This window comes from Oligosphaera ethanolica, from assembly GCF_030814695.1.
GTDB lineage: Bacteria > Verrucomicrobiota > Lentisphaeria > Oligosphaerales > Oligosphaeraceae > Oligosphaera > Oligosphaera ethanolica.
Map to the genome: position 1 here is coordinate 1,983,128 of NZ_JAUSVL010000001.1, position 23,211 is coordinate 2,006,338.

Genomic DNA, 23,211 nt, shown 5'->3' on the forward strand with positions numbered 1-23,211 from the left:
CCGTCAGGCCTTGGCCTCGACGGCGTAACGGCCCTTCTGCCGGGCAACCAGTTCGCCATAGCGCTTGGACTTGTTCCAGTTCTGAATTTTGCTGAAATAGCCCACGACCCGCGTCTCGCCCATGACTTGCTCCGACCCGCACTCGCGGCATTTCTCCTGCAAGCCACGCGACTGGTGCCCGCACTCCGTGCAGTAGGTGAACTCCGGCGAGATGGTCACCTGCGCGGACTGCGTCCGGAAGAAGATGCCCTGCATCAACTCGGCAATCGCCGTCGCCGACGGCCGTTCCTCGCCGATAAACGCGTGGGTGATGGCGCCGGATTCAATCACGCTGTGGAACATCGCCTGCTTTTCAACGCGTTCCACCAGGCACACCGGCGCTTCCGCCGCCAGGTGGATGGAGTTGGTGTAGTAGGCCACGTCGTCATTGGCGCCCTTGACCACTTCGCGGGCTTCCGCCGGGAAGAATATCAGGTCGGCCTTCGCCAGCCGCCGCGCCGCACTCTCCGCCGGCGATTCCTCCAGCGTGAACTTCAGACCGTACTGCTTGGTGAACTGCTTGGCGCGCAAATACATGTGCGAGACAATGCGCAGAGCCATCTCAAAGGCCACCTTGTCCTCATGCATTTCTTTGCCCATGAGGAATTTCACCGCGTCGTTAACGCCGATCAAGCCGATGATGTAGGTCGCCTTGTCGAGCTCCACGTAGGGACGGCCGTCGCAGGCGGTCTTGCCGATCTGCCACAGGGGTCGGCCCGGGCCACTCATCATCTCGGCGATCTTCGCCTTCTTCTGCAAGTGCGCCTGAACCGCCAGCTCCATGGTCGCGTCAATCTCCGCCAAGACGCCGTCGAGATTCTTCTTGCCGGCACGCGCCGCACGATAGGCCGCCTGCGGGATATTGATGGTCACGTTCTGGAAGCCGCAGAAACGCATGCTCTCCGGATGCCGCAGCATGCGATTGTCGTCAATCGTCGTCCGCAGCCGACAGCAGGCCGACAGCGTCACTTCGTCACGGTCAAAAATGAAGTAGGTCGAGCCATTCTTGCTGGAGAGCTCACAGGCCTCCTGGAAAATGCGGTACTGCTCGGGGTCCTCGAAGGTCTCTTTGCTGATATGGAAATCGCACTTCGGGAATTCAAAGACGCGGCCATTGCGGTCACCATCGCCCCACACCGCCAGCAGCGCTGACGTGAAGCGGCGCGCTTCTGCCAGATAGTCGCCATACACCATGATGTGCTCGCCGCGCGCGGTCACATCGGCTTCCACATCCACGTCCGTGTAAACGCCACCCTTTTCGCTATAGCATTCGTGGAGCACCAGACGCTCGCTGCCGTCGGCCTCCACCGCATAGAGGTCCATCAAGCGGTTGCCCGCGCCGTCAAGCGCGTCCTGCAGGCGGTCAACCAGCGGCACAATCTGTCCATCCGCACGCCGCAGCAGATAGTGCCCGCCTGGGCCGATCGCCGGCACCGTCTGCAGGTAACCCGGCACACCCGTGTGAATGTTGAAATCCAGAAACAGCGTCTGGCCGCCGCGCGAAAACGCATTCTGCGAGCCGTTGAAAATCAGCTCCTGTGCGACCTGCTTGATCTCTTTGTTGCTCATGTTAATCAAATACGGCGCGTAGAAGATGTTGATGTAGGCAATGCCCAGCGCACCCGCGTAATTCGCCTGCATCGACGCCAGGAAGGTGTTCAGATGACCCGTCAACACCGATGCGCTCCGCGCTGGATTCGACTCGGTGTTCAGATTCGACAGATCCCGCAGGCCGTACTTCTTGATATACTCAATGGAGTGCGACGAGCAGTACACGCGATGCGGATAGCCCAGGTCGTGCAAGTGCACCGCGCCCGTGTCGTGCGCCACTTTCACCGCCGGGCTGAAGATCGTTTCCAGCCCCCACTGCTTGAGAATCAACTCCGCGATGCTCAAATTCACCGCCTCGGGGTTGTTGCTCACGATATTACTGTTCTCGGTCGGCTTCGCGTACATCAGATTCTTGATGAATTCCCGCGGCACGTGATACAGCGACAGGTCTTCCAGCCGGTTCTTGTAGCCGCGCTCAACCAGCACGTTGTTCACCATCTCGCGGATCAGCGTGGTCCCTACGCTCTTCATGTTGCTGGCGATGATCTGATTCTCAACTTCCTTCGCCACGCTCACCGCCGCCTCGTCATCCAGCTGCAGATGCTCCACCAGCTTCGTCACTATGCGACCGCGATCCCAAGGCAGAATCGTGCCGCCACTGGTCGATTCAACCAGCAGCAAGCTTTGATCCGTAATGTCGTTCTTGCTGTCGCCACCGCCCTGACGCCGCACATGGATCGCCTCGCGCGCCCGCTCACGCATCTTCCGGTAGCGCTTGAAGGCCGCAACTGTCGACGACAGCTTGCGCTCCGCTAGCACAATCTCCACCATGTCCTGCACATCTTCCAGGCGGGGAATGCGCCGGCCGTCGCTGTCAGGCAGGGTGTAATACTCGCACAGGGGATTGTCCAGCTGGGTGGCCACCTCGTTGGCAATCTCATCAGCCTGCTCCGCTGGGAACGGCGTCCCGTCGTTGCGCGCCGCCGCTTCGCCGGCCTTCAGCACCGCATGCGCTATCTTCTCCAACCGAAATGGCACCAGATGCCCGTCGCGCTTCCGAAAATACTCAAATGGACCCTTCGTCATGATCATGGTCGTTCCCTTTCCTCTCGCTGGACGCAGTCTTGCCAGATGCGCATAGTAGCAACTCCATGCGCTCAATAGCCTTGTGATTTACTCTATAGTAGATGTATTTGGCTCTATTTAGTGTGCTTCAATAGCAAAACACACTATATATGCCGTGCAACCACCCGCAAACCACGTTTCTCGCTTTTTCTGCACTTTTTTTCCATCACGTCCTAACATCGTCAAAATCAAAGAATTACGGAACTGCTTTTTAAGAATGAATCTGCAACTAGGGGTGGATTTGCCCGTTCTGCCACCTGTCAAGCCACCGCAGGCGATTTCTTTAACACTACCGCTAGTGCCGCTTGCGACCGCTAACGCTAGCCCTTTGCCTCCACGCGCCCGGAATAGCCGGTCTGCGGTTAACGACAGCATCTAGCCAGATGCCGCCGCCATGCCTTGATTTGTGCGATCTCTTGCGTTATTATTGACTTATGTTGTTTAGCCGGCTTTGGTAACGGCCATGACGGCTTTGCGGTCCCATTCACAACCCAAGAATTTCGGGAGGAAAATCATGAAACGCATTCTGTCCTTCACCCTGATTGAGCTCTTGGTTGTCATCGCCATCATCGCCATTCTGGCGGCCATGCTGTTGCCAGCGCTGTCCAAAGCGCGGGAAAAGGCACGGCAGATCTCCTGTACGTCGAACCTGAAACAAATATCCACGGCGCACACGATGTACAGTGATGACAACGGCGGCACCAATGTCCCCCAGCGCTACGGCAGCAACGACTCCACCCAGGCGTCCTACGCCGTCGCCGGCTCCTGGCGGGTCGGTCTCAAGGACTACGTTGGCGACCTAAAAGTCTACAACTGCCCCTCCTACACCACCAAGTACACCACGCACGCTTACGCCGGCCAAATGACCGGCTTGGAACTGGGCGCCCAAGGCGGCTACAGCGTCACCGTCACCCACTGGACTGGCGGCGCCCCCACCCCGCTCGTCAGCCAAAAGCAGTCCTCCATCGTCAGCCCCTCCACCGCCGCGATGTTCCTGGAATACTCCGGCTATGAATTTTCGCTGGGCACCGCCGGCAGCAACGACCCGCAGGGCCCCCGCACCGACACTCACTCCATCCGTCACAGCAACGCCAGCAACTATGGCTTCCTGGACGGCCATGTCGCCAGTCTCCCGCAAAAGACCCTGCAATGCTCCGCCAGCTACTGCCCCTGGAGCGCCGAAGGCAAACACTAAGCATTGAAGAACGCAATTATTGACACAAATGTCCACATTTTTGCCACAAACGTCCATTGTTATTTCGCTTCATTAGAACCATAGTCTTATTATATGGTGGCATTGTATTAGGAATTCCTGCTTGCGAGAAGTAAGAATCTGGGAATTAACAAACAAGGACTGACCATGAAACATCGGACTTTCACCCTGATTGAGTTGCTGGTCGTCATCGCCATCATCGCCATTCTGGCGGCCATGCTGCTGCCGGCGCTGGCCAAAGCGCGGGAGAAAGCCCGCGCCATCAGCTGCACCAACAACCTCAAACAGATCATCTTGGCCAACGCCATGTACACCAACGACAGCGACGACGCGCTGATTTCCTGCTGCGAGGCCCGCGGCGGCACCAACTACACCTTCCGCTATCTGCTGGCAAGCGGCAAGTACCTCGACAGCCCCTCCAGCTTCATCTGCCCCAACGACACCAAGACCGGATAAACCTTCAACACGTCCCATACCTCCCCCTGCTCCTACGGCCTCAACAATGTCAATCGCCTGCATGCCTATCTGACCACCGTCACCGTCGGCCTCAAACTCCACGACGTGGTGTACCCGTCGTCAGCCATGATCTTCGGCGATCTCGGCTACCTGGCCAGTTCCAGCACCATGCCGCGCCACACCGCCATCGGCTGGGAGGCCGGTGGCACCTCCAACTACGGCTATATGCGCATGCCCTACACCTACAACCGTGGCAACAGCAATACCTGGTATGCGGACTCGTGGTACAACACCACCAGCACCGACCCGTGGCTCTTCTTCCCACGCCATAGCGACACTGGTAACTACGCCTGCTACGACGGCCACTGCGGCAATGTCAAACAACTCACCGTTTGGACCGCAAACCCCCAAAAAGACCCCGTCGGCTGCTTCTACGCCGCACAGTAATTCCGCCAGAGACGAATTAGCGGTCTTTTTCGCGGACGGAGCCGACGCAGCCAACCGATATTCTTTCTCGTTTTCGCGGACCGATCGGACGGATCGGACCGATCGTCTTTCTTGTTTTCGCGTACGCAGCCGAGCGATCTTCTTTCTGACCGATGACGTCTCGCGGCCGTGGAGTGGGCGTCTCGCCCACTCCGACAAGACGGCTCATTAATCCGTCCTCGTCATCCACGCCGACCGTACCCGGCCCATCTCCCCCACCGCACGAGCCGTGCGCACAGCGGCTGGAAGCCGCTGCTACTCTGGGCCCGCTATGACTCCGCTGCCGCAAAGGTCGGCGGAAATCAAGGTCCAATGGCTGGGCGGCGGCGGGCCGTGGGTTTCCTGCAAATTGTCCCAGCGGAGCGCCGGGTTGTACACTGACCGATTACGCTGAAATGACCTTTTTCACCACGCACGCCTTCTCCTTTGTGGCTTTTCGGCATTATGTTCACGACTCTGCGTTTTGTCGCCCTGGCCGATCTGCAAAGGAGATTCCCCATGCTCATTCATCGTGTTGTTGGTTTACTGACCAGCCTGTGCCTCATCGTGTCCGTTTACGCCGCTGCTTCCACGACGGTGCTGTTTGCGCCTGGTGAGACCATGCCGCGCGTGGGCTTCCCACCCGTACGTCCGGGTAAGGCCGAGCTGGCCGAGTACGACGGCCGCAAAGCCATCCGTTGTTCCTGGGACGCCAAAGAAAGCGAGTGGTACGAATTCAGCTTCCAGGGGACTTACACCCTGCCGGACATCTATGTCGGCGAAATCGTCGTTGAGCTCTGGCAGCCCGCCGACTGCAAAGCCGAGGCGTTCAATCTGCGCCTGGCTGACCGCGACGGCGAAACCACGCAATTCACCATGCTGCTCGACCGTGCGCAAAGCGGCTGGCAGAGCTATTCGTTCGAGCTCGACACTGCCAAGAAGATGCCCGGCAGCTGGGGCAAAGAAGACACCCTTAACAAACACTTCGATCTGCCCATCCGGGTAGCGGGCGTGTCCATCCGTTTTGCGGACAAAGAGTCCGCCGGCGAGATCGGCCTGGGCGCGGTGCGGCTGAAGAGCATTCTCGCCCAGCCGTCGGTAGAGCTCATCACCGGCACTCCCATACACATTCTGCGGCCGGGAGACGAAGCGCAGCTGGCGCTGGCCATCAGCAATCCCGGCCTGGGCGTCCTGCCCATCAGCGGCCGCTATGTCATCAGCGATGCCTGGCAAGCCACCCTTCACGACCAGCCTTTCAGCCTGCCGTTGCCGGCCGGTCGTAGTGTGTCGCTGCCCTTGCCGGTGCCGACGAAACGGGGCGTGTACTACGTCGATATCACCCTCAATGACAGCCGCCAAGAGCTCAGCCGCCGCGTCAGCTACAGCTATATGACGCCCGCCGGACCCACCACCGAGCAGCCCAGGGGCTTCCTCTTCGGCGTGCAGTCGCACTCTTGGCGCTATCCCGTCGCCGATCAAAAACTGGAAGCGCAAGCCATGGCGCTGTGCGGCGCCAAAATCCGGCGCTGCAGCTCGACTTGGGCGCAGATACAACCCAAGGCCGATGACGAACGGAATTTCGCCGTCTTCGGCGATCTCCTCGCTATCTATGAGCAGCAGGGCCTGGACTCACAGGTGTGCTTCCTCAACTATCCCTCCTGGGCGCGCGATCCCAACTGGCAGCCAGCCAATCCCGACTACGCCAACCGCTTCGGCAGCCGCGGCGTCGCCATGCTCGATCTCAAGCACTATGGCGACTTCGTCCACGCCTTCATGACGCAATTCCGCCATCGCGTCACCTACGTCGAAAGCTGGAATGAACCCGACCTGCTCAGCTTCGCCAATTTCTCCGTCGAGGACTACATCGCCATCATGAAAGTCTTTTACGAGTCCGTCAAGAAGGCCTCCCCGGAAGCGCGGGTGCTGACAGGCGGTTACACGGCATTGAAGCTGCCCTACCCGGAGCGCTCAAGCCACCCGGACCACATGGCGCTGAGCATGGCCGAAGCAAAGGGCTTTTACGAGATTCACGCCTTTCACGGCCACGGCTCCCACGCCCGCTACATCCCGCAGATCATTGGCCTGCGCGAACTCCATCGCCAGCTCGGGCTGGACATCCCTTGGTGGGCCAATGAGACCGCCGTGTCAGCCATCAACATCGGCGAGCTGGCCCAGGCCGAAACGCTCTTCAAAAAGCTCCTCTTCAGCTGGGCGCAGGGCGCCATGGGCTACAACTGGTACGATCTGCGCAATGACGGCTATGACCCGAAGGAAAATGAGCACAACTTCGGACTGATCACCAAGGACTTCTATCCCAAGCAGGCCTACGCCGCTTACAACGCTCTGGTGACGCTCTACCGCGAAGCGCAGTACCTGCGCGAATACACGGCGCCGGAGGGCATGCAGGCGTATCTCTTCCAGGCCGCCAATGGCGACTATCTCATCCCCACCTGGTGCATCGATTTCAAAGGCGAAGAGCGGCTGCTGACTCTCAGCGGCATCAACGGTAGCGTCCACGCCGTCGATATCTTCGGCAATGAAACGGCCATCGCCAGCGACCAGGGCCTGGCGTTTGTCGTCGCCGGTAAGGCGCCCACGACCATCCGCGTCAGCGGCCAGCAACAACAACCCGAGCTCGTCAGCAATATCATCACCGCGCCGCAGGATATCAGCGTGCATCCCCGCCGGGACGGCACCTTCGCCCTGTCGCTTCACAACCCGACCGCCGGGCCGCTACAAGCTACCGTCAGCGTCCGCAGCGACAACGGCTACGCCATCACGCCAGCGGAACTCGCCGTCGACATCGCCGCCGGCACCACCCGGCAAATCGACTTCAGCGCCCCAGCAGCCGCTGCAGCCCCAGCAGCCCAGGCAGCAGCTCCCGCAGCCGCGCCCGCGCCGCCACAGGCGGAAATCACCGTCGCCCTCGGCGAGAAACTCCGGCAGCAGTTCAGCGTGCCTCTGCGCTACCTGACTGTGATCGGCAAGGACCTACCGGAGCAGCCCACTTTCGTCCTCAAGGACAGCGCGCAGCTGCACAGCACGGTCGTCAACGAGCCCGGCAGCAGCCATCTCTTCTGGAAAGGCCCCGCCGACCTCAGCGCCGCTATCCGCCTGGCCTGCAAAGACGGCATCCTCACTGCGCAGGTCGGGGTGACCGATGACAAGCATTCGCAGCCCTTCACGGGCCGCGATGCCTGGAAAGGCGACAACGTACAGCTGGCCATCGCCACGCCCGGCCAGGACGGGATGTGGGAAATCGGCCTCACCCGCCTCGCTGACGGCCAAAGCGAGGTCACGGCCTGGGCGGCCTTCAAGGGCGTCGATATGGCTGCGGCCCTGGCCCAAATCATCCTCACGACCACCCGCGATGATGAGCGCACGACCACTACCTACACCGTGGCAATGCCCCTCGCCGCGCTCGGCATCGACGCGGCTGCCGCCCGTCAAGGCATCGCCATCAATGTCCTCATCAATGACAACGACGAAGGCAGCCGCGAAAGCTTCCTGGTCATCGCCCCCGGCCTCGGCCGCGGCGACAACAACAGCAGCCGTTATCCCGTCATCTGCTGCGAATAATTATCATCTACCGCCATCCCCGGACAACTGCTTGTGGGCACCGCAAGCACTCACGGCATGGGACAGGTGGCAGCGACGAGCAGAATGATGAAAATCGGGATGCCAATGAGGAAGCCAATCATCCAGATGGCGCCGGCGCGGGTGCCCAGATTCAGAGTCCAGCCCATCCAGGGGATTTGCTTGGGCACCCAGGTGCGCGTGTCCTTCTTGCTGAAATAGAGTCCAACGGACCAATTGTCCGGGTTCTGCCATTCCGCCTGGTTGATCTCTTGCTGATTCATGGTCCACTCCCTATTGAGCGGCGTTGTTACCGGCACCAGCCCAAGCCTGCGATGACATTGGACGGCGGCCGGTTTGCAGTTCACCGTTGGCCACATAGCCTTCGGCGCGGTCGCTGAGCTTGGCAATCAGGCGCCGGCGCCACTCGGCCAGGCGCGCGGGTTGCTCTTTGCTCAGATCGTGGCATTCGTCGGGATCGTCGTCGAGATTGAAGAGCAGCTCGCGACCGTTTTGCGAGAACCAGCAGTATTTCTCGTGGCCATCGCAGAGCCAGTGATTCGACCATTCGGCGTTGGGGTGCTCGCCGTGTATGGGCTCCTGCCGCCGCGTGGCCGCGAGCAGGCTTTGCCCGTCCAGCTGCGCCGGCGGGGTGATGCCGCAGACTTCGCAGACCGTTGGGAAGAGGTCCCGCAGCTCCGCCAGGCGTGCATCGGTCACCCCGACGCGGCCTTGCCGCATGGATTTTGGCAGACGCACAATCAGCGGCACGCCGCTGCTGCCTTCAAAAGGCACCGACTTGCGCACAAGATTGTGATCATAGAGCATGTCGCCGTGGTCGGCAACAACCATAATCAAGGTCTCATCCCACACATTCCGATCAGATAATTCGATGAAGAGCCGGTTCAGCTCGTAGTCAATCTGCGAGATTAGCGCGTGATAGGCTTTGCGTGCCCGCTCCCGGAATGGCCTGTCCGTCGGCACGGGATTTTCCGCCTGCCCGTGGGGCAGCTCGTGCTCGACCCAGTCGCCACGCAGCGGCTCCGGAAAGTCCACGTCGGCATACATGTCGAAATAGGTCTGTGGCGGATCCAACGGCGAATGCGGCCGGTGATAGGACACTTTGAGGAAAAATGGCTTGGTGGGATCCCGACGCCGCAGGAAGTTGATGCTTTCGCTGGTGACCCAGCTGGTCGGGTGCCAGCGTTCATCCCACGGCCAGCAGCGGCTGGCGTAGCCATTGCAGCCGGGGCCAACGTCGCAGATGTCCGCCGCCGGTCCCAGACGCTCGCGCAGCCAGGGCAGGTAGTCGTCGTAATCGGCGGCGTTGCGGTACTGGCGGCGCTTGTCATGCAGGAAGCCATCGTGGAGCACGACATGGTGAAAGCCAATGAGGTTTCTGGCCGGCTCGACATGCATTTTCCCCACGCATTGGGTGTGATAACCGGAGTTGGCCAGGACGCCCGGCAAGGTCACGGGATAGTGCCATTCGGGGCGTGAATCATAGCCCGTGAAGCCGTGGTTGATGTGCTCCATACCGGTCCACATGGTCGCCCGTGCCGCTATGCAGGACGGACAGGCCGAATAGGCTCGCGTGAAGTTGACGCCCTCACGCGCCAGCTGGTCCAGATGCGGCGTGTGCGCGGCGCAGGCATGGCCATTGACCCCCAAGGCGCTGCGGCGCATCTGATCAATCACTATCATCACGACGTTCGGTCTGCTGTCCATGCTCTTCCTCTGCTGCTGAAGTTCATGCTGGGGAAAATAATGCGGGGTGGGCCGACTGCCTGGCCCCGATTCCGCGCCACTCACTGTTCGGGCTGCTCCCAGTTGCCATTCTGGGGCTCAAGGTCGTCCTGGCGGTTGAGACGACTACCCACCGGGGCCTTGACGGGGCCGGCCAACAGCGGGTCCTTCGTGGCAACCATCCACGCCTGCAGGCGCTGACGCATGTCAGCCAACACCGCTGCATAGGACGCTTCTCCTACGACCGAGTGGCAGGTCAGCGGGTCGTAGTAGAGGTCAAACAGCTGCTCCTCGGGGATGCGCGGACGCGCCCCCAAGTCGGCTTCATGTCGCAGAAAACGCTTGTTAAGACCATCGTCAATATTCGGCAGGACAACGCGCTCGTAGCCGTCGTAGCGCCGCACATAGCGGTAGCGCTTGCTGCGGACAGTGCGCTGGACGTCCCGCGCGGCATGGAAGTTGATCTCGGCAAAGAGGTCGTCGTGCAATTCGCGGTCCTCGCCGCACAGTAACGGCATGAGCGAACGGCCGCGCAGTTCATGTTGGGGGCGCGGCAAGCCGATCCATTCGCAGAGCGTGGGGTAGACGTCCATATGCGACACCAGCGCGTTGCTGACGACGCCCGCGGGCATGCCCGGCATGCGCAGCATCAGCATGATGCCGCAACCGGCGTCGTTGAGATTGCATTTCATCCACGGAAAAGCCGGTCCGTGGTCAGTGGTGACGATGACCAGAGTGTCGTCGGCCAGGCCCTGCTCCGCAAGCGTCGTCAGGACCTGCCCAAAACAGCGATCGACATGGCGGGCCATGATACAGAATGCCGCCCAGTCGCGGCGACAGTCGTCATTGTCCAATATTGGCAGCGGTGCCCGCAGGTAATTGGCGTCAAGATCCGCATCGGGCTCTTCCGGAAAGGGCCGGTGCGTGGAGAATAGACCCAGCGAGATGAAAAAAGGCCGGTCCTGAGCCTGGCGCAGTATGTCGCAGACGCGATCGGCGTGGGCGCTGTCGCGCGCCATGAAGCGCCGGCCGGGGTCGGCTATAGTCTGATCCGCTGGCGCCTGGATGTTCTCCTCATAACCCAGCGTTGCGGGCTTGTCGTTAGTTTCGTGCTGAATTCCGGCCAAGACCGTACGATAGCCGTTGCTGCGCAGGTAGTTGGCCAGATGCTTGCCGGGGTCGTTGAGTCCAAAACCCCGGTGGGCGAGGCCAAGCATGCCGCATTCATGCGGCACCTGGCCGGTCAGCAGCGCCGCCCGGGCGGGCGAACAGGTCGGCCCGCAGTCAAATGCCTGCCGGAACAACGCGCCCTGACGGGCGAACGCGGCCAGGTGCGGGGTCTCCACAGCATAACCGTAAGGCTGGATGCAACGACCGGTGTCATGCGTGTGCAAAAGCAGAACGTTCTTTTTCATAGCTAATGTCTTCCTGGGATATAAGGGGAGTGGCATGCGACATTGAGAGTGGTGACGCATTGGCGTAGCGTACTGCATTTTGCTGTTTTTGGCAAGAGGTCCACTAACAAACAGCAGTGGACGCATAATCCGGAGCAAAAAAAAAAACAGCCGAGCTGTTCGACAGCCAGGCTGGTTTTGTGATTTCTATCTGTTGGCGCCCGAATTAGCGGCGGCGGGAATTGACGGCATCATTTTCGCCCTCGGCAGCGAGGAAGAAGGGGCATTTCTTCGGGTTGTCACAGCAAGCACGATAGGCCGTATTAAGATCGACGTAACGATAGGGCATGCTCAAACCATTCTGTTTGGCGACTTTGAGACCGAAATTCTTCAAGGCGCCGCAGTCACCGGCAATGCCGTCGTATTCAGGAATCAAGTTGCCATCTGGGCCCATCTGGGTGGACATGATGCGCTTGATCTCAAACTTCGGTGCATAACGGCAGGTAATGTGCTTGTTCAGCAGGCCAATGATTTCCGCAGGAGCAACGTCCTTTGCCCACTCAGGGGTTTCAGCAGACCGGCCTTCATAGACCTGACGATTGCGAGGACGAGACACCGTCGTGTTGTTGGTATTCTGATTAACAGGTTTGGGGGCAACGGGTTTCTTCCCAAAAAGGCCGAGTAGCGAATCCAAAAACGACATGTCTCTCACCTGTTTGTGCTTGTCTTCACTGTGGTTACGGTCATCGGCTGATGTCCGCACGAAATAATAAAGTTCACAATATACAATAATTGTTGGTATTATCAACCGGAATTATGATGGCCGGCAAAGAAGAAGGTAATCGGTCTGTCATTGATACTGGCGATTTCAAGGGACGCCTGGGACCGTGGGGACCAGTTGGCGGCGGCGCGCACTGGGGCGAGGACTCACGGACTCATGAGGCATGATCTCATGGATTGGACCGTGGGGGCGAATTGGACCGTGGGCATTGACTCCCGACGCCTTGGACTGATTGGGGACTGATTCGACTCCTGGGAGCGCCGCCGTCCCGGCGGCATGTGAGCGCTGAAAACAAAAGACTACAGGAAAGGCCAGTATCAATGGGTGAGGCATTACGAAGAAGGTAATTGGTCACCCATTGATAATTCAGCCATAGAGCTTCTGGTTGAGTCAAACGCGCCCGTTTCCCTGGCCGCAAAGCGGCAGAAGCGCTGAAAGCGCGAAACATACCAGCCCAGGGCAAGCAGCGCTGAAAGCGCGCGCCGCCCTGGGTACAACGGCGACTACGTCCGTGTTCCTCGGCCTCTTTGGCCCCAGTCGGCGCAGCTGACTGGGGCCAAAGAGGCAATGGAACTCACTTACATACCCGGGGTTGACATCGGCGATATGTCTGTGCGTCCGTTCTCAATGGCTCCTATGAAACCCGCTGCCTAGTTAGCCACCCTTATGTAATGGCTGGACGGCGGCGGGCCGTGGGTTTCCTGCAAATGGTCCCAGCGAAGCGCCTGGGTGTACACTGACCGATTACAGAAGAAGTCTTGGGGAAAGCTGGCCACGCACCACCGGCGGGCATTCGTTTTGAACTCATTCTGCCAACGCAGCAAAATCATTGTTTCACATCAATTGCGGCAGCCTCAGCCAGCTGACCAATCTGCTGGCGAACCTTGAGCATGTTATCAGTACCTAGTCGCAGGAAAAGTTTCTGGACATCGCTTAGAGCTTCCAGCTCAAGATCAGCCCAGCGATAGAGCTTGCCATCATTGGTAACCAATTCCGGCGCGCTCGCCGGCACCGGCACCGCCAAAATGGTCGTCATCGCTGACCGCAGCAAATCGCGAACGCTGCGATCATGATAGCCCAGGGCATTCACCGCTTCTTGCACAGCGGGTTCCAAACGACCGAACAACGCAGCGGCAGCAGCAGGGTCAATTGCACAAAAGCCGTTGACGACGGCATCATAGCGTTTTGTGCTGGCGGTACTTTGGGTGATACGGCCACCCTGCCCGCTGGCTGTAAAGGGCTCCCGCGAACGCAGAAAGGCGCAGGCAGACAAAGGTATCTCCCCCAGCGCAATGTCGTCCAACGCCCGCACCAGACGCTGCAACAGCTTGCCTTGCTGCAGCCACTGGCCCCAGGACGGATCAGCGCTGAGCGTGGCCGCCAGCTCGGGCAACGCGGCCTCAGCCTGTACCAGCGTCATCGGCACTGGCGCCTCGGCAGGAACTAAGGTCGCCGCAGCCAACGGCACCGCACCGTCCGGCAATGGTGCCGGAGGAAGCTGCTCGCCACCGGCGTCAACACTACCCGGAACCAACGCCGGATCAACGGGCGGCAACGGCACCAGCGAATCCGCAGAATGGACGCTATCACCCGGAACGCTGTACGCGCTGGGCAAAAACCCAGGCTCTTCCGGAGCCACCGATTGCGGCCACAGATAATAACTCAAAACGCCTACACCCGCAAGTACAGGCGGCAGGCCGTAGGACAAGATGGCTCTCCACGGTAATGACATGACCAAATGCCTCCAAGTAAATCGCTGCTAGCTCGGGGAATAATACAATATAAAGCCCCCAACGCACCCAACACGATAACAATCAAAATTTACTCCGAAACCAAAACCACGACTGGGTCCACCCCGTCCACCCCGTTCTTATTCGAGAAAAAATTCTTCATTGCCACTTGCCAAACCCCGCCCGGCGGTGTTTATTATAGCTAGATACAAAAACATCGATGTTAAAATACCCACACCAAAAAACATTGTTGTTGTACGAGCATTTGACCGTCAGGCGCTGGTGTGTTGCCGGCGGAGCGGAAAACAGGGTAAAAGCCCGGAAAGGAGTCGACATGAACAAGCAAGTGAAGGCCCAGGACGTGAAGGCGGCTGCGGATGTGGTTGTGAAGGACGCCGATGCGGCGGCGAAGGCTGCGAAAGAGGCGTTAGCGGCGCAGCAGTTGTTGGAGTTAGCGGAGACGATCAAGCGTGTCAAGGCGGCGCAGGAGAAGTACGCGTCTTACGGCCAGGAGCAGGTCGACGAGATCTTCCGGGCGGCGGCTTTGGCGGCGAATGAGGCGCGGGTGCAGTTGGCGAAGATGGCGGTTGCCGAGACGGGCATGGGGGTGATTGAGGACAAAGTGATCAAGAATCACTTTGCATCGGAGTACGTGTACAACAAGTACAAGCAGACCAAGACCTGTGGGGTGATTGAGACCGACGAATCCTTTGGTATTCAGACGGTTGCTGAGCCGATGGGGCTGATCGCGGGCATTGTGCCGACGACCAATCCGACCTCGACGGCGATCTTCAAGTCGCTGCTGGCCCTAAAAACGCGCAATGGCATCATCTTCAGCCCCCACCCGCGGGCGAAGAACAGCACAGTGGCGGCGGCGAAGATCGTCCTGGACGCGGCGGTGGCGGCGGGCGCGCCGGCGGACATCATCGGCTGGATTCCGGAACCGACGGTGGCCTTAAGCCAGGCGCTGATGAGCAATGGCAGCATCAGCATGATTCTAGCCACGGGCGGTCCGGGCATGGTCAAAGCAGCCTATTCCAGCGGCGTGCCGGCGGTCGGCGTCGGCTCGGGCAATACTCCGGCGGTGATGGACGAGACCTGCGATATCCTGATGGCGGTCAGCTCGGTGCTGCAGAGCAAGACCTTCGACAACGGCATGATCTGCGCATCAGAACAGTCAGTCGTGGTCGTCGAAGACATCTACGAGGAAGTCAAGGCCGAATTTCTGCGGCGGGCCGCGTACATCCTCAATGCCGATGAGGCGGCGAAAGTCGCGGCAGTAATCATGATCGACGGCAAGCTCAACGCAAAAATCGTCGGCCAAAGCGCTTACAAGATCGCGCAGCTGGCCGGGATCAAAGTACCGGAGAATGCCAAGGTGCTGATTGCGGAAACAGACGGCGTCGGGCACGACTATCCCTTCTCAATTGAGAAGCTGTCGCCCGTCCTGGCCATGTACAAGGTCAAAGACTTCACGGCTGCGGTAGATCGCGCCGACGAGCTGATCAAGTTCGGTGGCCTGGGCCACACCAGCGTGCTCTACACCAACCCGCAGAGCGCCGACCGCATCCGCGAGTTCGGCCGCCGCATGGAAACGGGACGGACGCTAATCAATATGCCGGCCAGCCAGGGCGCCATCGGTGACGTCTTTAACTTCAAGCTCGACCCGTCACTGACCCTCGGCTGCGGCACCTGGGGCGGCAATTCCGTCAGCCAGAACGTCGCGCCCAAGCACCTGCTGAACCTCAAGACCATCGCGAAACGGAGAGAAAACATGCTGTGGTTCCGTGTCCCACCGAAAATCTACTTCAAGTACGGCTGCCTGACGGAGGGTCTCCGCGACCTCGCCGACCGCAAGCGCGCCTTCATCGTCACGGACCGCTTCCTCTCGAACTCCGGCATCCTCACCGAGGTGTTTGACGTCCTCGATCAACTGGGCATCAAGACCGAGGTCTTTGCGGACGTCGAGCCGGACCCGACCCTCGCCTGCGCCTACAAGGGCATGGAACGCATGAACGCCTTCCAGCCCGACACCATCATCGCCATCGGCGGCGGCTCGCCCATGGATGCGGCCAAGATCATGTGGCTGCTCTACGAGCACCCGGACGTCCACTTCAGCGACATCGCCATGCGCTTCATGGACATCCGCAAACGCGTGTACCAGTTCCCGAAACTGGGCGCGAAAGCCACGCTGGTGGCCATCCCGACCACCTCGGGCACGGGCAGCGAAGTGACGCCCTTCGCGGTTATCACCGACGAGAAAACCGGCAGCAAATACCCGCTGGCAGACTATGAGCTCACCCCGGATATCGCCATCATCGACTCACGCCTGGTACTGAATATGCCCAAGAAGCTCACGGCCTTCTCTGGCATGGACGTCTTGGTCCACGCCCTGGAAGCCCGCGTGTCCATCCTCGCCAGCGAATACACCAACGCTTTGAGCATGGAAGCCATCCGGCTGATCTTCAAGTACCTGCCGCCAGCCTACGAACACGGCGCCAGCGACGAGAAGGCCCGCGAGAAGGTGCACCATGCGTCAACCATCGCCGGCATGGCCTTTGCCAACGCCTTCCTTGGCGTCTGCCACTCCATGGCGCACAAACTGGGTGCGGCGTTCCACATTCCGCACGGCCTGGCCAACGCGCTGCTCATCACCGAGGTCATCCGCTTCAACGGCACCAGCAAGCCGACCAAACAGGGCACTTTCTCACAGTACAAGTGCCCCGAAGCCAAGGAACGCTACGCGAGCATCGCGGATTTCCTCGGCCTGGGCGGCGGCACCGACAGCGAGAAGGTCGAACGCCTGATGGACAAGGTCGACGAACTCAAGGCCAAGCTCGAAATACCCAAGTCCATCAAGGACTACGGCGTCAACGAACAGGAATTCCTCGCCAAGGTCGATGAACTCAGCGAACAGGCCTTCGACGATCAGTGCACCGGCGCTAACCCGCGCTACCCGCTGATCGCCGAAATCAAGGAGCTGTACCTCAAGGCATACTACGGCAAGTAATAACCCACGAGGCACTAACACGCGGGGGCCTGGCGATATCGCAACCACTGTCGCCCGGCCCCCAATTGCTTTCAGGAGTGGACAAATGGACAAACCACACATCGTGATCTGCATCGGCAGCTCCTGCTTCGCCCGCGGCAACGAACGTAATGTCGCCATCGCCGAAGAATACCTGACCGGAAATGGCCTGGCCGACGACGTCAATGTCGATCTCGCCGGCTCGCTCTGCTCGGGCCGCTGCGCGGACGGGCCCATCGTCGTCATCAACGGCGAGGTCTTCAGCCACGTGGATGGCGGCGTGATGATTGATCTCCTGCGCCGTTACCTGCCGACTCCCTCGCCGGTACCGGCCGCCAGCGCCAATGAACGTCGCTGAGGGCACCGCCATGAATCACAATTTCCCCATTTACACCCAGGACAACAGCTGCCAGGACTGCTACAAATGCGTGCGGCATTGCCACTGCAAGGCCATCCGCATCATCAACTCGCGGGCGGCGGTTATGCCAGAGCTCTGCGTCAGCTGCGGTACCTGCGTCAAAGTGTGCCCGGCCCACGCCAAACAAATCCGCTCGGACCAGTGGCGGCTGCGGCGACTGCTGGACAACGGCGGCAAGCTCTACGCGTCCGTCGCCCCAAGCTACGTCGGCTATTTTCCCACTTTAACCTTGGAAAAACTGGCCGGCGCACTGCTGCAACTGGGCTTCACCGGCGTGTCAGAAACCGCCCTGGGGGCCGAACTGGTCAGCGCCGAAACAAGCCGGGTGATCAAAAAAAGCAGCGAACGGCTGCTCCTATCCAGCGCCTGCCCGGCCGCAGTGGACTACGTGCGCAAATATGCGCCGGATTACGTCTCCGCGGTGGTGCCAGTGGTCTCACCCGTGATGGCACACGTCAAACTGCTGCGACGCTACGTCGGTCCCGATGCCCAGGTGGTCTTCTTCGGCCCCTGCGCCGCGAAAAAGAACGAAGCTGACCGCCATGCCGACGAACTGGCCCTGGCGCTGACCTTCGCAACCCTCGCTGAAATGTTTGCCGCCGCGGGCATCGACCCCGCCGCCGCGCCACCAGCGCCACTCTTTCCCCATCGCGCCGAGGAAGGCCGCGCCTACTCGCTGGCCGGCGGCATGATTGACACCCTCCGCGAAGACGCCAAGGGGACCCGCTACGTGACCGTATCCGGCCTCGCCAATATCGGCCGCTTACTCAGCGGCGACAAAGCCGCGCTGAACGGCGCCGGCAAAAAACTCTTCGTCGAACTGCTCGCCTGCGAGGGCGGCTGCGTCAACGGCCCGGTCATGCCCGATACCGGCACCGACGCCGCAACGCTGCTGGCAACCCTCGAACACGCCGATGATGCCCGCAGCATCGGTCGCAACGTGGATGTACTCCTCGACGACCAGCACCAGCAAGAGCGCATCTCGGCGCCACACCACGACGACGCGGCCATCACAGCCGCCATGGAAAGCGTCGGCAAATTCCTCCCCGCCGACGAATTGAACTGCGGCGGCTGCGGCTACAACAGCTGCCGCGAATTCGCCGCGGCGATGCTTGACGGCAAGGCCGAACCCGCCATGTGCCTGTCCTACCTGCGCAAGATCTCGCAGAAAACCAGCAACGCCTTGATTCGCTACATCCCCGCAGGCGTAGTCATTGTCGACCAAGACTTGCAGGTCCTGGAGAGCAACCGGCAGTTCGCTGTCCTCTGCGGCAAGGACATCGCGGACATCTACGATAGCGCCGGCAGCCTTGCTGGCGCCAGTCTGCCGGCCCTGGTGGACTACGCGGACCTCTTTCGCGCCGCACTCCTCGGTGACGGCGGCGAAATCGAGCGCAACAACCAGGTCTTCGGTGACCGCATCCTCAATATCAGCGTCTTCACCATCAGCGCCGGCCGCGCGGTCGGCGCCGTAATTCAAGACGTCACCCAAAACGAACTACATCGCGAACAAGTCGCTGAAAAAGCCCGCGAAGTCATCCGCAAAAACGTGGACACGGTCCAGAAAATCGCCCAGTACCTCGGTGAACACATGGCCGAAACCGAAATCATCCTCCGTGAAGTCGCCGGCAGCTACGAGGAACACCAACCTATCGCCGGCGCCCCCGCCGGCAAACGAGGTGCCGCGCCATGACCAGCAGCCCGCTCTTTGTGGAAATCGAGTGCAGTCAGCGGGTGAAAACCGGCCAGGCCGCCTGCGGTGACGACTTCCGCTGCGTCCGGACCGACATGGATCGCCGCAGCATCGCTGTCCTCTCCGACGGCCTCGGCAGCGGCATCAAGGCCTGCCTCATGGCGCGCATGACCACCACCATGGCCATGGACTTCGTCCGCTCGGATATGGACATCCTCCAGTCCGCCGAAACCATGATGGACGCCCTGCCTGTTTGCGAAGTCCGCAAAATCAGCTACGCGACCTTCACCATCTTCGACATGCAGCTCTACGGCCGCACCCGCGTCATCGAAATGGGCAACCCGCCATACATTCACCTGCGCGGACAGGACGACATCGCGCCCGACAGTAGCCGCAAACTCGTCTCGGCGCGCTGGTCCGACCGGGCCCTGACGCTCTCCGAAATCACCCTCGCCGCCGGCGACCGCCTGGTCGCATTTTCCGACGGCGTCACCCAGGCCGGCCTGGGCTTCCCCGGGAGCAAATTCGGCTGGCGCCGCGAAGGCGCCTTGCAGTACATCCGCCAGCTCACAGCCGAAAACAGCGACATATCGGCCCGAGAACTCGCCGATCGCGTGGCCACACAGGCCATCCTCCGCAATCCCGACCGCAAATGCCGCGATGACATCAGCTGCATGGTGCTCTACTTGCGCTACCCGCGCGTCCTGCGTTTGCTGACTGGACCGCCATACCGCCGCGAAACCGACCGCGAATTTGCCGCCATGGCCCGTTTTCCCGCCGGCAAGGTCGTCATCTGCGGCGGCACGACCGCCAATATCGTCGCCCGCGAGCTCGGCAGCAGCATCGCTGTGGACCTGCGCGGGCTGCGCCAGAGCGGCAATCTGCCACCGCCCAACAGCATGCCGGACATCGGCCTGGTGACCGAGGGCATCCTGACCCTTACCCAGGTCGCCGCCGATCTCGACGCGGGACGCCTGCGCAGTGCCGGCGCCGCCTCACAGGACATCGTCGATCTCATGCTCAATAGCGACGCCATCGAATTCATCGTTGGCACCAAAGTGAATGACGCCCATCAAGACCCGTCGCTGCCGGTGGACCTCGAAATCCGCCGCAATATCATCAAACGGCTGCAGGCCATCCTGGAGAGCCGCTACCGCAAGCGCGTGAGCATTAGATACTACTAAAGACAGGAACATGACTATGAGCGAAAAATGCATGATCAAAGTCGAAGTCTGCTGCGGCACGACCTGTTTTTTGCTTGGCGCCCGTGAACTGCTGGCGCTGGCCGACGACCCACCGGCGGCCTGGCAGGGCCGCGTCGAAGTCATCGCCACGCCCTGCATGGACGCCTGCAACGGCAATCGCTTCAGCGGCTCGCCCTACGTGCGCATCAACGGCACACTACTCAGCGGCGCCACCCGCGATCTCGTCGAACAACGGGTCAACGCCATCATGGCCAAACCACAACCGGAAAGGAGCGCCGAACAATGATCAACGGCGTCATCAGAATGCGGCGAGAGCTGATGATCAGACTCCTGCGCTCCTACCTGGCCGGCACGATCGATGACGACATCGATAAAATTCCCTGCCAGCTACGCCCCCGCGACATGGCGTCGACCCGCTGCTGCCCCTACAAAGACCGCGCCATCATCAAATACCGCCTGATGGCACTACTCGGCGCCGCCTGGGAAGACGAACAGGACGAAAGCCGCCCTCTCCGAGACTACCTCCGCGACGCCTTGGCCGCACACGCCCGCCCCGCCCGGCCCCTCACGGTCTGCGGCACGGGCTGCTCCGGCTGTGAAGACGGCAAATACCAGGTGACCGACGCCTGCCGCGCCTGCTTCGCCCGGCCTTGCACCTACAACTGCCCGACGCAAGCCATCAGCTTCCGCAGTCAGCGGGCGCATATCGACCAAGACGCCTGCAAAAACTGCGGCAAGTGCATGGAACTCTGCCCCTTCCATGCCATCACCCGTGCCGTCGTACCCTGCGAAGAGGCCTGCCCCGTCGGCGCTATCCGCAAAAATGCCGCCGGCGTCGCCGAAATCGATTTCACTGCCTGCATCTTCTGCGGCAAGTGCTTTGCGGCCTGTCCCTTCGCCGCAATCCTTGAGCGCTCAGAGCTTCTGAACATCGTCGACGACCTCCAGCGCGGTCGCAAACTAGTGGCACTGGTGGCGCCGTCGGCGGCAGGTCAGTTCCCCGGCAGCATCGGCCAGCTGTTTGCGGCGATGGCCGCCGCAGACTTCAGCGATGTCATCGAAGTGGCCATCGGCGCGGAAATGACCACTGCCCACGAAGCAGCCGAATACCGCGAACGTATGGCCGCCGGCGCGCGGCTGCTGACCACGTCATGCTGCCCCGCATACGTCGAAGCAGCCAAAAAACACGCCCACGCCATCGTGCCATTCATTTCCAACACGCCCAGTCCCATGCTCTATGCCGCGCAAATCGCCCGCGAAAAACATCCCGATGCCGCCATCGTCTTCATCGGCCCATGCATCGCCAAACGCCACGAGGCCACACTCCACCCCGGCGTCATCGACTGGATCATGAGCTTTGAAGAACTCGGCGCACTCCTTGCCGCCAAAGGTATCGACGTCATGTCACAACCCGAATGGCCCATGCCACGGCCAGCAGCCGCCAGTGCACGACATTTCGCCCGCAGCTGCGGCGTGACCGAGGCCGTACTCAAGGAACTCGCCGCTAACACACACGACCACGACGTAGAAGCCAAAGCAGAAGCGGTGGCCGTCCAAGGCCGCGTCATCGACGGCATCACCACCAAAAGCGTCAAACAACTGCAGCTCTACGGCCTCGGTAAACTCCCAGGCAACTTCCTCGAAGTCATGGCCTGCCCCGGCGGCTGCAACAACGGACCCTGCTCCCTCAGCTGCTAATGCGTCGCCCAAATCACACGCAGGGAAACGCAATGAGCATCCAGTCAGGTGATAGAACATGGACTGTTAATTTGCACTTTACCTAGCCCCGGAAGGGCGCGTTCAGCCTAGCCCCGGAGGGGCGCGTTCAGCCTAACCCCGGAAGGGCGCGTTCAGCCTAGCCCCGGAAGGGCGCGTTCAGCCTAACCCCGGCGGGGCGCGTTCAGCCTAGCCCCGGAAGGGCGCGTTCAGCCTAACCCCGGAGGGGCGCGTTCAGCCTAGCCCCGGAGGGGCGCGTTCATCGTAGCCCCGGCCGCAGGCCGGGGTCGATCGCCAACCTATGAAAGTGCCCTGTAGGGGCACCTCAAAAACAGTGCCACGAGGCATAACCAATGGTGTTGAAATGCCCTTTCAGGGCATGATTTTGTGCTCCTTTTCAGCCTAGCCCCGGAGGGGCGCGTTCATCGTAGCCCCGGCCGCAGGCCGGGGTCGATCGCCAACCTATGTAAGTGCCCTGTAGGGGCACCTCAAAAACAGTGCCACGAGGCATAACCAATGGTGTTGGAATGCCCTTTCAGGGCATGATTTTGTGCTCCTTCTACCCCGGCCTGCGGCCGGGGCTACGTTGACGGCGCCCTTCCAGGGCGCTCAAATCTTATCCCCAGACATACCGTTCGTCATAATGTATACCGTACCGTACGAGGAAGGCACGAAACTCCTCTTGAAATGTCTGCTTGCGATGGTGCTCGACTTGCCCAACAATATATGCCCTGACTTCGTCGACATGGGTTGGCCCAACCGAAAACATGCCGTACCCGGCTTGCCAATAAAAGTCATAGTACTCGGACCCCAATGTCTTGATGAATTTTGACGAATCTTGCTTGACCTTGGCAATCATGTCGACGGGAAGAATTTTCTTGCCGATATCGGCCAAAAAATGCACATGGTCATCTGGTCCACCAACTACTGCGAAAGGGCACCCCGCATCCCGTAACAAAGTAGCCATATATGCATGAACACGGCCACGAATGGTATCATCAAGCCAACGTTGCCGTTCATTGGTCAAAAAATGACATGGATGTATATCTTGCAAAATGAATGCGCCATATCCCAA

The 23,211-nt window shown here is 60.4% G+C and carries 18 protein-coding genes; 10 read left to right on the forward strand and 8 right to left on the reverse strand.

Going from position 1 to position 23,211, the window contains the following annotated elements; all coding sequences use genetic code 11:
* Window positions 1–3: 3 nt before the first annotated feature.
* A complete protein-coding gene (gene nrdD / locus J3R75_RS06710) occupies window positions 4–2,682 on the reverse strand; it encodes an anaerobic ribonucleoside-triphosphate reductase (RefSeq protein WP_307260691.1) in 2,679 nt (892 codons plus the stop codon).
* 547 nt (window positions 2,683–3,229) lie between these two features.
* Here nrdD and J3R75_RS06715 point away from each other — a divergent pair.
* The 3 genes from J3R75_RS06715 (at window position 3,230) to J3R75_RS06725 (ending at window position 4,831) form a co-directional block, all read left to right on the forward strand.
* Entirely contained in the window at window positions 3,230–3,910 is a 681-nt protein-coding gene (locus J3R75_RS06715) for a DUF1559 family PulG-like putative transporter (RefSeq protein WP_307260693.1), read from the forward strand.
* A 165-nt stretch (window positions 3,911–4,075) separates the two neighbouring features.
* Window positions 4,076–4,384, forward strand: coding sequence for a prepilin-type N-terminal cleavage/methylation domain-containing protein (locus J3R75_RS06720; protein ID WP_307260695.1), 309 nt, complete (start codon window positions 4,076–4,078; stop codon window positions 4,382–4,384).
* A gap of 108 nt (window positions 4,385–4,492) precedes the next feature.
* Complete coding sequence (locus J3R75_RS06725; protein ID WP_307260697.1) at window positions 4,493–4,831, forward strand: hypothetical protein; 339 nt, start codon at window positions 4,493–4,495, stop codon at window positions 4,829–4,831.
* Window positions 4,832–5,125: 294 nt separating this feature from the next.
* Here the strand turns inward: J3R75_RS06725 and J3R75_RS06730 are convergent, their stop codons facing one another.
* Entirely contained in the window at window positions 5,126–5,248 is a 123-nt protein-coding gene (locus J3R75_RS06730) for a hypothetical protein (protein WP_307260699.1), read from the reverse strand.
* A gap of 120 nt (window positions 5,249–5,368) precedes the next feature.
* Here J3R75_RS06730 and J3R75_RS06735 point away from each other — a divergent pair, with 120 nt between their 5' ends.
* Window positions 5,369–8,428, forward strand: a complete 3,060-nt coding sequence (locus J3R75_RS06735; RefSeq protein ID WP_307260701.1) for a DOMON domain-containing protein — start codon at window positions 5,369–5,371, stop codon at window positions 8,426–8,428.
* A 50-nt stretch (window positions 8,429–8,478) separates the two neighbouring features.
* On the opposite strand, the gene J3R75_RS06740 is transcribed toward J3R75_RS06735, so the two are convergent.
* From J3R75_RS06740 to J3R75_RS06760, 5 genes are all read right to left on the reverse strand, one after another.
* Window positions 8,479–8,709, reverse strand: a complete 231-nt coding sequence (locus tag J3R75_RS06740) for a DUF5808 domain-containing protein (RefSeq protein WP_307260702.1) — start codon at window positions 8,707–8,709, stop codon at window positions 8,479–8,481.
* Window positions 8,710–8,719: 10 nt separating this feature from the next.
* The gene (locus J3R75_RS06745) at window positions 8,720–10,153 is read right to left on the reverse strand and encodes an arylsulfatase (protein ID WP_307260704.1); all 1,434 of its coding nucleotides are present in this window, start codon (window positions 10,151–10,153) and stop codon (window positions 8,720–8,722) included.
* Window positions 10,154–10,233: 80 nt separating this feature from the next.
* On the reverse strand, window positions 10,234–11,586 hold the full coding sequence (locus tag J3R75_RS06750) for a sulfatase family protein (RefSeq protein ID WP_307260705.1): 1,353 nt from the start codon (window positions 11,584–11,586) through the stop codon (window positions 10,234–10,236).
* Between the two features lie 205 nt (window positions 11,587–11,791).
* Window positions 11,792–12,268 (reverse strand): hypothetical protein, encoded by a 477-nt coding sequence (locus J3R75_RS06755; protein ID WP_307260707.1) that lies wholly within the window; start codon window positions 12,266–12,268, stop codon window positions 11,792–11,794.
* Between the two features lie 904 nt (window positions 12,269–13,172).
* Entirely contained in the window at window positions 13,173–13,961 is a 789-nt protein-coding gene (locus J3R75_RS06760; protein ID WP_307260708.1) for a DUF3014 domain-containing protein, read from the reverse strand.
* Between the two features lie 449 nt (window positions 13,962–14,410).
* Here J3R75_RS06760 and adhE point away from each other — a divergent pair, with 449 nt between their 5' ends.
* The 6 genes from adhE (at window position 14,411) to J3R75_RS06790 (ending at window position 22,118) form a co-directional block, all read left to right on the forward strand.
* Complete coding sequence (gene adhE / locus J3R75_RS06765; protein ID WP_307260710.1) at window positions 14,411–17,086, forward strand: bifunctional acetaldehyde-CoA/alcohol dehydrogenase; 2,676 nt, start codon at window positions 14,411–14,413, stop codon at window positions 17,084–17,086.
* Window positions 17,087–17,150: 64 nt separating this feature from the next.
* On the forward strand, window positions 17,151–17,462 hold the full coding sequence (locus tag J3R75_RS06770; protein ID WP_307265507.1) for an NAD(P)H-dependent oxidoreductase subunit E: 312 nt from the start codon (window positions 17,151–17,153) through the stop codon (window positions 17,460–17,462).
* A 10-nt stretch (window positions 17,463–17,472) separates the two neighbouring features.
* Entirely contained in the window at window positions 17,473–19,215 is a 1,743-nt protein-coding gene (locus tag J3R75_RS06775; RefSeq protein ID WP_307260712.1) for a [Fe-Fe] hydrogenase large subunit C-terminal domain-containing protein, read from the forward strand.
* A complete protein-coding gene (locus J3R75_RS06780) occupies window positions 19,212–20,399 on the forward strand; it encodes a SpoIIE family protein phosphatase (RefSeq protein ID WP_307260714.1) in 1,188 nt (395 codons plus the stop codon). Before J3R75_RS06775 ends, J3R75_RS06780 begins: the two co-directional genes overlap by 4 nt.
* A gap of 16 nt (window positions 20,400–20,415) precedes the next feature.
* Window positions 20,416–20,706, forward strand: a complete 291-nt coding sequence (locus tag J3R75_RS06785) for a (2Fe-2S) ferredoxin domain-containing protein (protein WP_307260716.1) — start codon at window positions 20,416–20,418, stop codon at window positions 20,704–20,706.
* A complete protein-coding gene (locus J3R75_RS06790; protein WP_307260717.1) occupies window positions 20,703–22,118 on the forward strand; it encodes a monomeric [FeFe] hydrogenase in 1,416 nt (471 codons plus the stop codon). The genes J3R75_RS06785 and J3R75_RS06790 overlap by 4 nt, the downstream gene beginning before the upstream one ends.
* Window positions 22,119–22,752: 634 nt before the next feature.
* On the opposite strand, the gene J3R75_RS06795 is transcribed toward J3R75_RS06790, so the two are convergent.
* The gene (locus J3R75_RS06795; RefSeq protein ID WP_307260719.1) at window positions 22,753–23,190 is read right to left on the reverse strand and encodes a transposase; all 438 of its coding nucleotides are present in this window, start codon (window positions 23,188–23,190) and stop codon (window positions 22,753–22,755) included.
* Window positions 23,191–23,211 lie beyond the last annotated feature (21 nt).

Excerpts from the sequence above, each read along its gene's own strand:
- nrdD (WP_307260691.1), bottom strand. The coding sequence starts at position 2,682 with ATGATCATGACGAAGGGTCCATTTGAGTATTTTCGGAAGCGCGACGGG.
- J3R75_RS06715 (WP_307260693.1), top strand. The coding sequence starts at position 3,230 with ATGAAACGCATTCTGTCCTTCACCCTGATTGAGCTCTTGGTTGTCATC.
- J3R75_RS06720 (WP_307260695.1), top strand. The coding sequence starts at position 4,076 with ATGAAACATCGGACTTTCACCCTGATTGAGTTGCTGGTCGTCATCGCC.
- J3R75_RS06735 (WP_307260701.1), top strand. The coding sequence starts at position 5,369 with ATGCTCATTCATCGTGTTGTTGGTTTACTGACCAGCCTGTGCCTCATC.
- J3R75_RS06740 (WP_307260702.1), bottom strand. The coding sequence starts at position 8,709 with ATGAATCAGCAAGAGATCAACCAGGCGGAATGGCAGAACCCGGACAAT.
- J3R75_RS06745 (WP_307260704.1), bottom strand. The coding sequence starts at position 10,153 with ATGGACAGCAGACCGAACGTCGTGATGATAGTGATTGATCAGATGCGC.
- J3R75_RS06750 (WP_307260705.1), bottom strand. The coding sequence starts at position 11,586 with ATGAAAAAGAACGTTCTGCTTTTGCACACGCATGACACCGGTCGTTGC.
- J3R75_RS06755 (WP_307260707.1), bottom strand. The coding sequence starts at position 12,268 with ATGTCGTTTTTGGATTCGCTACTCGGCCTTTTTGGGAAGAAACCCGTT.
- adhE (WP_307260710.1), top strand. The coding sequence starts at position 14,411 with ATGAACAAGCAAGTGAAGGCCCAGGACGTGAAGGCGGCTGCGGATGTG.
- J3R75_RS06775 (WP_307260712.1), top strand. The coding sequence starts at position 17,473 with ATGAATCACAATTTCCCCATTTACACCCAGGACAACAGCTGCCAGGAC.
- J3R75_RS06780 (WP_307260714.1), top strand. The coding sequence starts at position 19,212 with ATGACCAGCAGCCCGCTCTTTGTGGAAATCGAGTGCAGTCAGCGGGTG.
- J3R75_RS06785 (WP_307260716.1), top strand. The coding sequence starts at position 20,416 with ATGAGCGAAAAATGCATGATCAAAGTCGAAGTCTGCTGCGGCACGACC.
- J3R75_RS06790 (WP_307260717.1), top strand. The coding sequence starts at position 20,703 with ATGATCAACGGCGTCATCAGAATGCGGCGAGAGCTGATGATCAGACTC.